We start from the raw sequence: 15316 nt of genomic DNA, 5'->3' as shown, positions 1-15316 counted from the left end.
CATGAGTCACGACGGTTACCTGCTGACCGCCCAAGCCATCGCTGCGATGGCAGGAACAGCAAAGACCCATTTCCTGAACCCCAACGCGCAGCGCATCAACAAATCCCTGGGCGATGCCACCGGCCTGACGGGTATCGGCGTGCACATCATCGAGGTTGAGCCAGGCCGCGACACCACCGAATACCACGTGCATCATTTCGAGGATGAATGCGTCTATATCCTGTCCGGTCAGGCGGTCTCGATCATCGACAGTGAAGAGCGGACCGTGACCGCCGGCGACTTCATTGGTTACCGCAAGGGCGGCCATGCGCACGGATTGCGCAACGACGGGCCAGACCTGCTGCGCGTGCTGGTGATCGGACAGCGGTTGGCGCATGACGTGGGAGACTATCCCAACAAGGGCAAGCGCATCTACCGAAACGAGGCGCTGGAATGGGACTATGTCGATCATTCAGCGATCAAGAACCCTTAGCGCGGCAATGGGGCCGCTTGCCCCTTCCCCACGGCACGGGTAATCCGACCCCATGAAACCCTTCCTGATCCTGCAGCTTCGCCCTGAAACCGATGCCTCGGATGCCGAGTTCAACTCGATCCTCAAACAAACCGGCCTGACACCTGACCGCGCCGTCCGCGTTCGGCTGGATTGCGAAGACCTGCCAGCGGACCTGAACGTTACCGACTATGCCGGTGTCATTGTCGGCGGCGGTCCCGGCTGTGTCAGCGACGATCCGGCCACCAAATCCGCGCCGGACGCACGGGTCGAGGCCGCGGCTCTGTCGCTGATGCCGCAGATCACCGCGCTGGATCATCCGTTCATGGGCTGCTGTTACGGCCTGGGCATTCTGGCGACCCACCTGAACGGCGACGTGTCCAAGGCGCAGTATGGCGAACCGGTTGGCCCGTCGCTCTGTTCCCTGACACCCGAGGGTGAGGCCGATCCCCTGACCGCAGGGCTCAAGCACGTGTTCGACGCTTACGTCGGCCACAAAGAAGCGGTGCAGAGCCTGCCCGAGGGATGCGTGCACCTGGTGGCCTCGGCCCCCTGTCCGATACAGATGGTTCGCTGGGGGCAGAATGTCTATGCCACGCAGTTCCACCCCGAGGCCGATGCGGCTGACTTTGAACAGCGCATCAACATCTACCGCAACCATGGCTATTTCCCACCCGAAGACGCCGAGACGCTGATCGCCGCCTGCCACGACGCCGATGTGACCGAGCCCGGCAAGATTCTGAAACGGTTCGTTGAACGTTACAGTTAGTCAAATAACCTAACGGCATCCCCCATTGCCGAAACCATCCTCCCCCGCTTAGGCTGGCCAAAACGACTTTGGGAGGGGTGGTTTTGGATTTTCTGATCAACGTGGGGCTGCCGCTGTCGCTGGCCATCATCATGCTGTCACTGGGCGTTGGGTTGGAAGCAGCGGATTTCAGGCGCGTCCTGACCCGCAGGTTTCCCTTTGCCATCGGCGCCATCAGCCAGGTGATCCTGCTGCCCATCGTGACCTTTGCCCTGGTCACTGCCTTTGCCTTTCCCCCCGAGATTGCGGTGGGCTTCATGCTGCTCAGCTTTTGTCCCGGTGGGGTCACCAGCAACATCCTGTCGAAACTGGCCAACGGCGATGTGGCGCTGTCCGTCACGCTGACCGCCGTCATCAGCCTGCTGTCGATCCTGACGGTGCCAGTGCTGGCGGCCTGGTCCGTCACCCATTTCCTGGGCGAGGCCGCGCCCGAGGTGTCGATCAGCGGCTTGGCGATTGCCATGTTCCTGATCACCACCCTGCCCGTCGCCATCGGTGTCACGGTGCGGCACTATTTTCGCGGTGCAGCCATGGCCATCGACGGTCCGCTGTCGAAACTCGCCACCGTTCTGTTTGTTCTGATCGTGATCGCAGCACTGGCCGGAAACTGGCAGCTGTTTATCGACAATTTGGGCGTCATGGGCACCGGCCTGATCTCGCTCAACGTAATCCTGCTGCTGATGGGCTTTGGGCTGGCGCGCATCGCCGGTCTTGGCTGGACCGAAACCAAGACGATCGCGATCGAGACCGGCATCCAAAACTCGGCCCTTGGCATCACGCTGGCCGCGCTGATCACCGCCACATCTACGGGCCTCAGCCCGCTGGCCTTGCCCGCCGCCGTCTATGGGATCACGATGTATTTCGTCTCCCTTCCGTTCATCTTCTGGTTTCGCAGCCGCTGAAGGAGCCTGATCCATGACCACCAACACCGCAGATGCAATCATTGTGGGCGGGGGGCTGGCCGGGTTGGCCGCCGCTGCTGAACTGGGTGACCGAGGCAAAAAGGTCATCGTGCTGGACCAGGAGCCCGAGCAATTCCTGGGCGGACAGGCCTTTTGGTCCCTAGGTGGTCTTTTCATGGTCGATACGCCCGAGCAACGCCGCATGGGCATCAAGGACACCGCCGATCTGGCCTTGCGGGACTGGATGGGCAGCGCCCAGTTTGACCGGCCCGAAGACGCGTGGCCGCGCAAATGGGCCGAGGCTTATGTGGAATTCGCCGCCGGAGAGATGCGCCCCTGGCTGCATGAGATGGGGCTGCGCTGGTTCCCGGTCGTGGGTTGGGCCGAGCGCGGCGGGTCTTATGCCAACGGCCACGGCAACTCTGTCCCGCGGTTCCACATCACCTGGGGCACAGGTCCCGGCGTGATCGAACATTTCGTGCGCCGCGTGCGCGAGCACGCGAGCGCCGGGCTGATCGACCTGCGGTTTCGCCATCAGGCCAGCCACATCATCATGCAGAACGGCGCAGCCAGCGGTGTTTCGGGCGAGGTTCTGTCCGCCGATGGCGCCGAACGCGGCAAGAAAACCAACCGCGATGAGGTCGGCGAGTTCGAGGTCTATGCCCCCTCGGTCATCGTCACCTCGGGCGGCATCGGTGGAAATTTCGAGCTGGTCCGCAAATCCTGGCCGCGCGACCGTCTGGGAAGCCCACCCAAGGAAATGGTGGCAGGGGTCCCCTTTCACGTCGACGGCCGCATGATCGCAATCAGCGAAAAGGCCGGCGGTCACGTGATCAATGGCGACCGCATGTGGCATTACACCGAAGGGGTCAAGAACTGGGACCCGATCTGGCCCAGCCACGGCATCCGCATCCTGCCAGGCCCAAGCTCGATGTGGTTCGATGCCACCGGCAACCGGTTGGAACCCCCCTGCTTGCCGGGCTTTGACACGCTGACCACGCTCAAAGAGATCCTGAAGACGGGATATGAATACAGCTGGTTTGTGCTGACCCAGAAGGTGATCAAGAAAGAATTTGCGCTGTCCGGGTCCGAACAAAACCCCGACTTCACCTCGGCCAAGTGGTCCGAGGTTATCCGCCAGCGCATCCTGTCCGGCAAAAACGCCACCGCCCCGGTCGAGGCGTTCAAGGAAAAGGGCGAGGATTTTGTTGTCGCCAACACCCTAGGCGATCTGGTGCGCGGCATGAACCAGCTGGGTGGCAACCTGATTGACGAGGATCGCCTGCGCGCCCAGATCGAAGCGCGCGATTCACAGATGGACAACCCGTTCACCAAGGACGCGCAGATCATGGCCATTCATGCCGCCCGCAACTATCGCGGTGACCGGTTGATCCGCACCGCCAAACCGCACAAGTTCCTTGATCCCGCGAATGGCCCCCTCATTGCGGTGAAACTGCACATCCTGACCCGCAAGACCTTGGGGGGTTTGCAGACCAATCTGGACAGTCAGATGCTGGGGGCCGACGGCCAGGTCGTTCCGGGCCTCTTTGCGGCGGGCGAAGTCGCAGGTTTTGGCGGAGGCGGCTACCACGGCTACAACGCTTTGGAAGGCACCTTCCTGGGCGGCTGCATCTTCTCAGGGAGAAACGCAGGCCGCTCACGCGCCATCGCTTGACCCTACCAGCTCCCTCCGGCCCCGCCGCCGGAGGACGAGCCGCCGCCAAAACTCGACCGGCTGGACCCGCCCGAGCCGGAGCTGTCGGACAGCTTCGGGATCGTGCGAACCTCGCTGTCGTGGTACCCGCAGTGCTGGCAATCATAATCGACCCGTTTGCGACCGGTGCTGGATTTGGTCGCGGCACTGAGAACAGTGCTGGTGGTGGATAGCGTGCGATAGTTGCACTGAGGACAGGCGCCATAACCCGAGAACCAGCTGCGATAGCGGTTGATGTCCATGTGGCCACAGGACCGGCAGTGCCAGACGTCGTAGTCGACGGATTTCAGGTATTCCTCAAGCTGCTGCCCCCCGTCCAGATGGGCATCCTCGGCCTGTTCGCCTGCACGTTCCATCATCGCGCCGCAGTGCGTACAAGGACGCGGACGGTTGCGCATGTATTTCCGCAGCCACCAGACAAAGCCACCAATCGGGACAAGCACCAGCGCCAACAGCCCGTGTCCAACAGCTTGGATCTTGCGCCACAGCCAGCTGATGCCCTGCTGAAACGATCCCGCGTCCCATTGTCCGGGATAGACACCCGACACCTCTCGCACGGTCTCATCCGTGCCCTTCTCCAGTCCCGCATCGTACTGATCAGCCCGGAACCACGGCAGGAACCCGTTGTCGACGACCCGCTGCATCCGCGCGTCCCAACTGCTGTCATACCCATCGCCAAGCGCGATCCACATCTCGCGGTCATAGCGCGAGATCAAGATCAGCACGCCATCGTTGCGCGTCGCATTGCCCACGCCCCATTCGTTGAACGTGGCGGTGGCAAAGGTCCGGATGTCGCCGGAGTGCCCGTAAAACCCCATATCCTGAATGGTCAGCAGGGTCATTTCGACCCCGGTGCGGTCATAAAGCTCGATAAACTTGGCTCGGATCCGCTCCTCAGCCTCATCGGTCAGCAGGTCAACATAGTCGTTCACATAGACATCGCTGTAGCCGGGCAATTGAGCGCCCGTCGCGGTGATGATCTTGGTCGGGCGTTTGCGGTGTTCCGACTTGAGCGGCTGCGTCGGCGGTGCGGGTTCGACCACCGTGGCCGGCTTCGTCAGCACCCCAACGCCATAGCCAATCGCCCAGCCGACAAACACGACGGCGGCCACGATGATCATTGCAACGCGAAAGTCCCGACTGGTCATGTGCCTCCCCTGTTCTTGACCGAGACTAGCCGCGTTTTTCCTGCGGGGTAAAGCCGTTAAGGCACCAACATCAGGCGCATGACGGCGATACCTGCGTCATTGGTCAGCGCCAAAACCTCGCCATTGCGGACATAGCCGGTGACCTGTCCCAAAGCGGTCAGGAAATCTTTTTCCAGCTTGTCCAGCGGCGGCGGGCAGGCCATCAGGGTTCCGGCCATGTTGTCGGGGAATGCGATCTGGCCATCAGACACCTTGGCCTCGCCCCGATAGCTGTTGCAGCCGCCTTTGGCGCCGAATGCGCCACCTTCGGCAAACTGGATCTCGGGCACCCTCTCGCTTACCACCGCCTTGCCGGACAGTTGCGTCACTTTCCAGTGGGTGTTTTCCAATCCCAGACCAATATCAGCGGACACTTTTTTTAGTATCATCATCGCCATCGTGTCATTTTCGTCCTGCAAGACCGGATGCACCGTGTCGTTGATGAACAGCAGCTTGTCGCCCACCATGATCTTGGCTTGCACCGCATAGCGCATCCGCTCGTCAATCAACGCGTCGTCATACTCCAGCGAAAACTCCGTCGGCACGCCGGTCATCGCATAGCGCTTGCTTGACAGAACTGTCGCCGCAACGTCCTGACGCGAGATGTCGACCAGCTGCACATCCAGCACCGCGCCGGGCGGCAAGGCAATGCGTTCGCGATAAGTGGCCGAGCCATTGATGGTACCCGCCATGGCGCTTGTCCCGATTGCGGCACAGAGTGCCGCGCTTGCAAAAATCTTACCTAACGTCATCACATTCCATCCGAATTCATTCATGAATACTCAGATCGGAGCGCAAAATGGCGTTTCAAGTCAAGACATCAGTGATGCGCGGAAACACACCGTTCCGCGCAAGCCTTAAAGCGGCCAGATCAACGGGATCAAAGCCGAGGCCAACAGCCCCACGGTCAGGTTCAGAGGAATGCCCACCTTCATGAAGTCGGTGAACCGATAACCGCCCGGACCATAGACCAGCATGTTGGTCTGATAGCCAATGGGCGTGGCAAACGACGCCGAGGCCGCGACCATGACGGCAATCACCAGGGGGCGTGCATCGATCCCCATTGTTTGCGCCAATCCGATGGCAATGGGGGTCACGACCACGGCGACGGCGTTGTTCGACACCAGCTCGGTCAGGACAGAGGTCAGCAGATAGATCGCCCAGACGATCATGAACGGCGGCAATTGTCCCAGGTAAGGCGCAATCGCCTCAACAATCAGGCTGACGGCGCCCGAGCTTTGCAGTGCGGCCCCAATCGCCAGCATCGAAAAGATCAACGCCAGCAGACGCCCGTCGACAAAGGAAAACGCCTCATCCGCGTCAATGCAGCGGGTCACAAGAACCAACGCCACCGCCAAAATCGACAGCATCAGGATCGGCGCCACACCCAAAGCCGCAAGCGCTACGATCCCGATCAAGGAGACCACGGCAATCGGCGCATGGCTGCGGCGATAGGCCCGGTCCGAGGGCTGAGAAACATCGACCATGTCCATATCGACCGCCAGCCGCTGAATGTCCGCTGGAGCACCCTCGAGCAGCAGCGTGTCGCCCACGCGCACCACAAGCTCGTCCAGTTGCCGCCCGATGTTCTGATTGCGGCGATGCACCGCCAGCACATAGACACCATACCGCCGCCGCAGACGAAGGTTGCCCAGCGATCGGCCCACCATCTTGCAGCCCGGCGTGATCAGCACCTCAACGGTCGAGGTTTCGACCGCGGACACCTGATCAACCCGCTTGAGCTCCTTGTTGCTTTGCAGGCTGAGCAATTCGGTCATCCGGGTGCGCAACACCACACGGTCGCCCACCTGCAGCTCAACCCCCTTTAGGTTACGGCGCAGCGAGGTATCGCCGCGGATCACGTCGATCAGTCGCACGCCCGGGCGCTTGAACAGCTGCACCCCTGTCACCTCTCGCCCGATCAGGTTGCTATCAGGCGGGATCACGGCCTCGGTAAAGAATTTCATCTTGGACTTGTCCGACAACAGCGTCGCCATGCTGTCACGCTCGGGCAGCAGCTTGGGCGCGATGAAGCGCAGATAGACCATGCCATAGGTCACCACCGCCAGGCCAAGCGGCGTGACCTCGAAAATCGAAAACGGCTCCATCCCCTGGGCGCGTGCTACACCATCCACCAGCAGGTTGGTCGAGGTCCCGATCAAGGTCAGCGTGCCGCCCATGATCGCAGCATAGCTGAGCGGGATCAGCAGCTTCGAAGCAGGCATATCCAGCGACCGCGCGATCTGCACAAAGACCGGGATCATCACGACCACAACCGGCGTATTGGACACGAAAGCAGAGGCAATCACCACAAAGGCCATCAAGAGCGCGATGGCAAACTTGGGGTTCACCTCGGTCTGTTTGCGCGCGATGGACGTAAACGCATCCAAAGCCCCGGTTCGGACCAGCGCCCCCATGATGATGAACATTGCCGCAATGGTCCAAGGCGCGGGGTTGGCCAGCACCGGCAGGGCTACGTCATAGGGCAATACGCCCGTCACCAGCATCAGCGAGACGCCCGCGATGGCGACTACCTCGGTCGGGAACACCTCGCGCAGGAAAAGCACGAACATGACGCCCACGATAATCAGCGACAGAATGGCAGACCCGGTGTCGGAAAGCTGGAAAAGCTGCATATGTCCCTTGGTGCCTTGGAGAAGAAAAGACCGAAGGCCACTGTCCCCGATTGCCGGGGTCCGGGCAAGTCTGCGATTGCGCGCAGCCCGGCTTTTGGCCCCGGAACAGGTGAAAGCGCCTGAATATCAGACGTTCGGTCCAGCCTGCTGCAACCGCCCACCAACGCGCACCATGTTAATCGACTTGGCCGCGCCCGTCCGATCATCGGTTTCGACAAAGACACCCGACAGGGTTGCCTCTTCGGTCGCAGGGGTAAACCGCGCCTTGGGCATGCCGGTGATAAAGCGGCGCAGCGGCTCCATCTTTTCCATGCCGATGACGGAATTGTAGTCGCCGCACATGCCTGCATCGCTCAGATACCCGGTGCCGTTTGGCAGCACCATGGCGTCTGCGGTCGGAACATGGGTATGCGTCCCAACGACAAGGCTTGCCTTGCCGTCGCAGAAATGCCCCATCGCCATCTTCTCGGACGTCGCCTCGCAATGCACATCCACGATGATGGCATCGGCCAGCCCGCCGCGCGGATGCGACTTCAACACCATCTCTACGGCGGAAAACGGATCATCAAAGGCACGTTTCATGAACACCTGCCCCAGCACCTGTAACACCAGCACCTTGCGGCCACCCGGGGCATTGAACAAACGATAGCCCTTGCCCGGCGCGCCTTTGGCAAAATTCAGCGGACGGATGATGCGCGGTTCCTTTTCGATGAACTGCAACATGTCCTTTTGGTCAAACGCATGGTCCCCCAGCGTGACGCAATCAGCCCCGGCATCCAGCAGGATCTTGGCATGATCCCCGCTCAAACCCATTCCGTTCGACGCGTTCTCGCCATTGACCACGACAAAATCCAACCGCCATTCGTCGCGCAGACGAGGCAGGTTGTCCCGAACCGCCGCGCGCCCGGCGCGGCCCATCACATCACCTAGAAACAAGCATCTCATGCTCTGTGTCCTAGGCTGCCCTGCCCGTTCGGACAAGATCAAACACACCCCTGTGCTGTCTTGGCGCGAATTTTCCCCGCGTAAGCGCAGGTTGAAAACTCGGGCGCGCAATGCAACCTTTCCCGTTAAATGCAAAACGAGAGAGGACCGCATGAAATCCGTACTGACGACTGTGATTGTTCTTGCTGCAGCTTCTGCGGCCTCGGCCAGCGACACCAAAACCACGCTCGCCAACCCCGCCGCCACCTTCTGCATCGAAAACGGCGGCACCTATCAGCTGAGCAAGGATGAAAGCGGCAACGCCGTTGGTATCTGCATTCTGGCCGATGGCTCGAAAGTTGACGCCTGGGACTACATCCGGGCGCATTTCAAGGACTGACCTAGAACGTCAGAACCCGGCTTTCGGTGATCAGCATGTTGAGCGGCTGGTCCGTGGGTTCCAGTGGCAGGTCCTGTGCCTCTTGCGCGTCAAAGGCAAAGCCGATGGCCAGCGTCGGACGTTTGGCACGAAGCCCCTCGAGCGTGCGATCGTAAAAGCCGCCGCCGTATCCCAGCCGTCCGCCATTGGCATCAAAGGCCACCAGCGGCACGATCAGGATCTCGGGTTCGAAATAATCGTCAACCTCGGGCACCTTGGCCCCAAACGGGCCATCGCGCAACGCGCCCTCGGGTGTCCAGCGCGAGAACTTGAGCGCCTGCCCCTCGCCCTGAATCACCGGCACGCCAACGGGGCCATAAGCCGACGCCTCGGCCATGGCTGCCAGCGGGTCAATTTCGGTCCGGATCGGCATGTAACCTGATAGGGCCACACCGCGGTGGCCTGCCAGGACCTCGGACAGCCGCCCCGCCGCGCCGGGCAGGCGCGCGTCAAACGCCGCCTTGCGCCGGGCAAAGCCCGCTTTTCGTGCCTCTGCCTTGATTGCAGCCAGATCGCTCATAACAACACCACCGTCGCCAGTCCCAAAAAGATGAAGAACCCCATGACGTCCGTGGTGGTCGTAACAAAGGTTCCCGATGCCAGCGCCGGGTCCACGCCCAGCTTGTCCAGCACGATGGGTACTACCGTACCTGCAAAGCCCGCGATGATCATGTTCACGACCAAAGCAGACCCGATCACGACCCCCAGCATCGGAGAGCCGAACCACATCAACCCAATGGTCCCAAGCACCAGCGCAAAACAAAGCCCGTTGAGCACGCCCACCATCACCTCGCGCCGGATCACTCGCCACATGTTCGACGAGGTCAGGTCGCGCGTGGCCAGCGCCCGCACGGCCACCGTCAGCGACTGCGTGCCCGCGTTACCGCCCATCGAAGCCACGATAGGCATCAGGATCGCCAGTGACACCAGCTGCGAAATCGAATCCTCGAATTGCGAGATCACCAGCGAGGCGCAGATGGCGGTAAACAGGTTCACCCCCAGCCACGGCAAACGCCGCTTGCTGGTGTCGGCCACGCTGTCCGACAGCGAGCTTTCCTCGGCCACACCGGCCAGGCGCAGGATGTCCTCTTCATGTTCTTCGTCCAGCACGGCCATCGCATCGTCGATGGTGATCACGCCCACCAACCGCCCGTCATCGTCGGTTACCGGCGCCGAAATGAGGTGGTACTGGTTGAAGGCATAGGCCACATCCTCTTCGTCCTGATCGACGGGGATGGTCTGGAATTCCTCTTCGGCAATCTCGCTCAGCGGCACCTCGCGCTTGGTGCCCATCAGCTTGCCAAGGGTGACATAGCCAATGGGATGCAGGCGCGGGTCGACCAGGATCAGGTGATAGAACTGTTCCGGCAGATCGTCGCTGTCGCGCATGAAGTCGATGGCCTGGCCCACTGTCCAATGCTCGGGCGCCATCACGACCTCGCGCTGCATCAGACGGCCAGCGGAATTCTCTGGGTAAGCCAGCGCCTGTTCCACCGCGATCCGGTCAGCGTCTTCCAGCGCGTCCAGGATGGCCTCTTGCTGCGGCTCTTCCAGGTCCTCGACCAGATCGACCACATCATCGCTTTCCAGCTCACGCACAGCCTCGGCCAGCACGTCGGGCTTCAGGACCGCGATGACTTCTTCGCGCACCGATTCGTCGAGTTCGGACAGGATCTCACCATCGAACTCGCGATCATACAGGCGGATCAGACGCGACCGATCGAACGGATTGATCTGCTCCAACAGGTCGGCGATGTCCGCCGCATGAAGCGGCTCCATCAGCTCGGTCAGCTTTTCGCGATCCTCGACGTCCACCGCATACAGGATCGCTGCAACCTGCTTGCGGTCCAGCTCATAGGCGTCTTCATCGGATGTAGTATCAAGATCAATGGGAGTGTTGCCTGTCGTCATATTCCGCTCCCTTCTGGATTGGCCGCAAAATAGAAGAAGCTGCTACCGGAAAACAATGACAATAGCGTAATTTACCGAAATCAATGGGGCCTCTATCCTGTGTGCCGGAATATGACGACGTTCAGACGGCACGAGGAGCACAAAGAAATGGCCAGCCAAACCATCCTGCAGGGACGTGTTCTGTCCTTTACCGGCAGCCCGTTTGAGGGCGAGCCCGGCGATGCCGTGCAGGTACATGAGGCCGTCGCCGTGTCGGGGCAGCATATTGCGGCTTTGGGTGATCTGGACCAGTTGCGGGCCGCCTACCCCGAGGCCGATGTCGTTCATCACGGCGACAAGGTGATCATGGCGGGTTTTGTCGATGCCCATGTGCATTACCCGCAGACCGCCATGATCGCGAGCTGGGGCAAACGGCTGATCGACTGGCTGAATACCTATACCTTCCCTGAGGAGATGAAGTTCGCCAACCGCGCCTATGCAGACAACATCGCTGGCCGATATCTGGACCTGACAACGGCCCATGGCACCACGACCATGTGCAGCTTTGCCACCATCCATCCTGAAAGCGTGGACGCGTTTTTCTCGGCGGCTCAGGCACGTGGTCAGCGCGTGGTCACCGGCAAGACCTGCATGGACCGCAACGCCCCCGAGGGGCTGCGGGACACCGCGCAAACCGCATACGACCAATCCAAGGCCCTGCTAGAGCGCTGGCATGGTGTCGACCGGCTGGAATACGCGATCACGCCGCGGTTCTCACCCACTTCGACGCCCGAACAACTCGAAGCCATGGGAAGGCTTTGGGCGGAACACCCCGACTGCCTTATGCAGACGCATCTAAGCGAGCAGACGGATGAAATTGAATGGGTGCGCGGCCTGTTCCCCGACGCGCGCGACTATCTGGATACCTATGAGAGTTTTGGCCTGCTCGGCGGGCGTGGCCTGTATGGGCACGCGATCCATCTGGAGCCACGCGAACGCGATCAGTTGCGCGAACACGGCGCAGCGCTGGTGCATTGCCCAACCTCGAACACCTTCATCGGGTCTGGCCTGTTTGACATGGCGGGCTTGATGGCCGAGGGGCAGCGGATTGGTTTGGCGACAGACACCGGCGGCGGGTCGAGCTTTTCGATGCTCCGCACCATGGCAGCGGCTTATGAGATCGGCCAGCTGCGCGGCGTGCCGCTCCATGCGGCTCAATTGCTGTGGCTCGCGACCATTGGATCAGCCCGCAGCCTGCGGATGGACGACAAGATCGGCAACCTGGCCCCGGGGATGGAGGCGGACCTGATCGTGCTCGATCTCGCCTCGACGCCTGCGATTTCGCAACGCTCTGCCGTGGCGGATGACCTGTGGGAGGCGGTGTTCCCTACCATCATGATGGGCGACGACCGCGCCATCGCCGAGGTCTGGATCAACGGCCAGCGGCGCTGATCGCACCCCCCAAAGCGCAATCCGAAAAGTGGAATCCGGTTTTCGGGTCAAATTGCGCGCTAAAGTGAGGGGTGCGAGCCTCCGGTGGGAGTAGTTTTGAAAGGGTGAAACTCAGGGACTACGCCTGAAGTGCACAGGCCAACTGGTTCTGGCGTTCGATCACCCGTGGCAGGTCGACGGTGGTGACATGGCCCTCGCGGACCACTTGGCGACCTTCGACAAAGAGGTGTTTCACCTGCGTCGGCCCCGCCAGCAGCAGCGCCGCCGGATCCCAGCTGCCTGCACTTTCAACACCTGACACATCCCAGATCGCGATGTCCGCACGCTTGCCCGGCGCAAGCCGCCCGCAGTCAGGGCGGTTCAGCACATCCGCACCACCCCGCGTCGCGATCTCCAGCGCCTCGCGGGCCGACATGGCGTCCGCGCCATTGGCGACTCGCTGCAACAGCATCGATTGGCGCGCCTCGGCGATCAGGTTGCCACTGTCGTTGCTGGCCGAGCCGTCGACACCCAAACCCACGTTCACGCCCGCATCGCGCATGGCGCGCACCGGAGCGATGCCACTGCCAAGACGACAATTCGAACAGGGGCAGTGCGCGACGCCAGTTTTTGAGCGCGCAAACAGATCAATCTCTTGCCCGTCCAGCTTCACGCAATGGGCGTGCCAGACGTCATCCCCAGTCCAGCCCAGATCCTCGGCATATTGCCCCGGTCGACACCCAAAGTTGGCAAGGCTATAGGCGATATCCTCGTCATTTTCCGCCAGATGGGTATGCAGCATCACGCCCTTGTCGCGCGCCAGGATGGCCGCGTCACGCATCAGATCGCGGCTGACCGAAAACGGGGAACAAGGCGCCAGCCCCACTCGCACCATCGCACCCTCGCTGGGGTCATGGAAGGCGTCAATCACGCGGATCGAATCCTTTAGAATGGCGGCTTCTTTCTCGACCAGACTGTCCGGCGGCAGGCCCCCGTCGCTTTCACCGATGCTCATGGCCCCACGCGTAGGGTGAAACCGAATCCCGATCTCGGCCGCGGCGGCAATGGTGTCGTCTAGACGCGACCCGTTGGGATAGAGGTACAGGTGGTCCGAGCTGAGCGTGCAGCCCGACAGCGCCAATTCAGCCAATCCCACTTGCGCCGAGACGAACATCTCTTCCGGCCCAAAGCGTGACCAGATCGGATAGAGCGTCTGCAGCCAGCCAAAGAGCAGCGCATCCTGCCCGCCAGGCACTGCACGCGTCAGGCTTTGATACAGGTGATGGTGTGTGTTCACCAGGCCAGGCGTGACAACACACCCTTTGGCCAAAACTGTCTCACCTGTCGCTTCCAACCCCTGCCCGACCTGGGCAATCACCCCGTCCCGCACCAGAATATCAGCGCCGGACAGCTCTTGCCGCTGATCATCCATCGTCAGGATGACATCAGCGTCTTTGATCAGAAATTCTTGCATATCGCACACTCCGTTCGTCCGCCCACCTCAGGTCGAAGTGTGAAACGCACCGATGGAAAGTGGGCTGAAGAACCAGTGCGACAGCGAGCCTAGCGCCAAAACGCCAGGCTCTCAAGAACAGACTATTTTGATTTGAGAATGTTCAGCGCCGCGGCGTGAATGTCGGCATTGGCTGCGGCCAAAACGCGCCCACCGTTATGAGCCGGGCCGCCCTGCCAGTCGGTAACGATGCCGCCTGCCGCCTCGATCACGCCGATGGGCCCTTGGATGTCATAGGCATTGAGCCCGGCTTCGATCACCAGATCGACCTGCCCCGCAGCCAGCAGGGCATAGGCATAACAATCCATCCCGTATCGCGTAAGCCGCACCTTACGGGCCACCGCCTCGAACCCGGCACGCTCGTCCGGGCTTCCGACCTCGGGGAAAGTGGTGAACAGCACGGCGTCCGCAAGTGACTGTGTATCCCGGGTTTTCAGCTCGGCCACGCCATGTGGTCCGGTCATCACCGCGCCCTCGGGTGACCCAACGAAGCGTTCACCGATATAGGGTTGATCGACGATCCCCAAGATCGGCCCATCTTCTGTAGACAGCGCAATCAAGACGCCCCAGGTCGGGGTCCCGCTGATAAAACCGCGCGTTCCGTCGATCGGATCCAGAACCCATTGCCGCCCGGATTGGCCCGCGCTCTGGCCGAATTCCTCGCCCCAGATACCATCGTCGGGACGATGCCGCCCCAGCACCTCGCGCATGGCCTGCTCGGCGGCGCGGTCGGCAGCTGTGACCGGGTCGAACCCCTCGGTCAGCTTGTTTTCAGCAGTCAGGTCGGCACGACGAAAAAATGGCAGAATCGCTGCGCGTGCAGCGTCTGCCATTTCATGTGCCACTTGCAGGTCTGTAAGCGCGTCAAAAGTCATGCGTCACGAGTGACATTCACGCCCTTCAAATGCAAGCCTCAGTTGTCAGCCGAAGTGTTAAGCAACGTCGCTCAGGACACGTGCCAGTTCGAACAGGCGACGGCGCTGGTTTTCGGGGATCGCGTAGTAGGACCGCACCAGGTCCAGCGCTTCCTTGTCGCCCATCAGATCCGCAGGAACGTTGGGTTTCTCTGGGGTGCTCTTGTGCGCGTCGTCCAGGCCTTCGAAGAAGAAGCTGACGGGAACGTCCAAAGCATCCGCGATATCCCACAGACGCGAGGCGCTGATCCGGTTGGCACCGGTTTCATACTTCTGAATCTGTTGGAATTTGATGCCGACTTGCTCTGCCAGCTGTTGCTGGGTCATGCCGATCAACCAGCGACGGTGTCTTACGCGTTTTCCCACATGTACATCAACGGGATGGGTCATTAGGGTATCTCCTCTGTTTCACTGACAACCGTCCGGGTTTCGACAACAGGGCGCGGCGCTCATCCCACATTTAGGCGT

15 protein-coding genes are annotated in these 15316 nt (G+C 61.2%); 6 read left to right on the top strand and 9 right to left on the bottom strand.

Annotation, left to right across the window (positions count from 1 at the left end):
- Position 1: 1 nt before the first annotated feature.
- The 4 genes from TRM7615_RS10360 (at position 2) to TRM7615_RS10345 (ending at position 3875) form a co-directional block, all read left to right on the top strand.
- On the top strand, positions 2-472 hold the full coding sequence (locus TRM7615_RS10360; RefSeq protein ID WP_108787120.1) for a cupin domain-containing protein: 471 nt from the start codon (positions 2-4) through the stop codon (positions 470-472).
- Between the two features lie 52 nt (positions 473-524).
- A complete protein-coding gene (locus TRM7615_RS10355) occupies positions 525-1259 on the top strand; it encodes a glutamine amidotransferase (RefSeq protein WP_108787118.1) in 735 nt (244 codons plus the stop codon).
- Between the two features lie 83 nt (positions 1260-1342).
- Entirely contained in the window at positions 1343-2200 is an 858-nt protein-coding gene (locus TRM7615_RS10350; protein WP_108787116.1) for a bile acid:sodium symporter family protein, read from the top strand.
- Positions 2201-2213: 13 nt separating this feature from the next.
- Positions 2214-3875 (top strand): FAD-binding dehydrogenase, encoded by a 1662-nt coding sequence (locus TRM7615_RS10345; RefSeq protein ID WP_108787114.1) that lies wholly within the window; start codon positions 2214-2216, stop codon positions 3873-3875.
- A 2-nt stretch (positions 3876-3877) separates the two neighbouring features.
- Here the strand turns inward: TRM7615_RS10345 and TRM7615_RS10340 are convergent, their stop codons facing one another.
- From TRM7615_RS10340 to TRM7615_RS10325, 4 genes are all read right to left on the bottom strand, one after another.
- Positions 3878-5062 (bottom strand): TPM domain-containing protein, encoded by a 1185-nt coding sequence (locus TRM7615_RS10340; protein WP_108787112.1) that lies wholly within the window; start codon positions 5060-5062, stop codon positions 3878-3880.
- A gap of 56 nt (positions 5063-5118) precedes the next feature.
- Complete coding sequence (locus tag TRM7615_RS10335) at positions 5119-5793, bottom strand: YbaY family lipoprotein (protein ID WP_165821406.1); 675 nt, start codon at positions 5791-5793, stop codon at positions 5119-5121.
- A gap of 165 nt (positions 5794-5958) precedes the next feature.
- A complete protein-coding gene (locus TRM7615_RS10330) occupies positions 5959-7737 on the bottom strand; it encodes an SLC13 family permease (protein ID WP_108787108.1) in 1779 nt (592 codons plus the stop codon).
- A gap of 126 nt (positions 7738-7863) precedes the next feature.
- The gene (locus TRM7615_RS10325) at positions 7864-8682 is read right to left on the bottom strand and encodes a TIGR00282 family metallophosphoesterase (RefSeq protein WP_108787106.1); all 819 of its coding nucleotides are present in this window, start codon (positions 8680-8682) and stop codon (positions 7864-7866) included.
- Positions 8683-8833: 151 nt separating this feature from the next.
- Between TRM7615_RS10325 and TRM7615_RS10320 the strand changes: the two genes are divergently transcribed.
- The gene (locus tag TRM7615_RS10320) at positions 8834-9061 is read left to right on the top strand and encodes a DUF333 domain-containing protein (protein ID WP_108787104.1); all 228 of its coding nucleotides are present in this window, start codon (positions 8834-8836) and stop codon (positions 9059-9061) included.
- 1 nt (position 9062) lies between these two features.
- On the opposite strand, the gene TRM7615_RS10315 is transcribed toward TRM7615_RS10320, so the two are convergent.
- Positions 9063-9620: a 5-formyltetrahydrofolate cyclo-ligase gene (locus tag TRM7615_RS10315; RefSeq protein ID WP_108787102.1), complete on the bottom strand. Its 558-nt coding sequence runs from the start codon at positions 9618-9620 to the stop codon at positions 9063-9065.
- Positions 9617-11011 carry a magnesium transporter gene (gene mgtE, locus TRM7615_RS10310; RefSeq protein WP_108787100.1) on the bottom strand — a complete coding sequence of 465 codons (1395 nt, stop codon included), beginning with the start codon at positions 11009-11011 and terminating at the stop codon, positions 9617-9619. The genes TRM7615_RS10315 and mgtE overlap by 4 nt, the downstream gene beginning before the upstream one ends.
- A 147-nt stretch (positions 11012-11158) precedes the next feature.
- Between mgtE and guaD the strand changes: the two genes are divergently transcribed.
- Positions 11159-12442, top strand: a complete 1284-nt coding sequence (guaD, locus tag TRM7615_RS10305; protein WP_108787098.1) for a guanine deaminase — start codon at positions 11159-11161, stop codon at positions 12440-12442.
- 118 nt (positions 12443-12560) lie between these two features.
- On the opposite strand, the gene TRM7615_RS10300 is transcribed toward guaD, so the two are convergent.
- The 3 genes from TRM7615_RS10300 to TRM7615_RS10290 form a co-directional block, all read right to left on the bottom strand.
- Positions 12561-13895, bottom strand: a complete 1335-nt coding sequence (locus tag TRM7615_RS10300) for an 8-oxoguanine deaminase (RefSeq protein ID WP_108787096.1) — start codon at positions 13893-13895, stop codon at positions 12561-12563.
- 122 nt (positions 13896-14017) lie between these two features.
- Positions 14018-14809, bottom strand: coding sequence for a histidinol-phosphatase (hisN, locus tag TRM7615_RS10295; RefSeq protein WP_108787094.1), 792 nt, complete (start codon positions 14807-14809; stop codon positions 14018-14020).
- Between the two features lie 57 nt (positions 14810-14866).
- Entirely contained in the window at positions 14867-15238 is a 372-nt protein-coding gene (locus TRM7615_RS10290; RefSeq protein WP_085794954.1) for a helix-turn-helix domain-containing protein, read from the bottom strand.
- Between the last annotated feature and the right edge of the window lie 78 nt (positions 15239-15316).

It is taken from the genome of Falsiruegeria mediterranea M17 (assembly GCF_900302455.1).
Classification (GTDB): Bacteria; Pseudomonadota; Alphaproteobacteria; order Rhodobacterales; family Rhodobacteraceae; genus Falsiruegeria; species Falsiruegeria mediterranea.
This window is presented reverse-complemented; position numbering and strand designations above follow the sequence as displayed.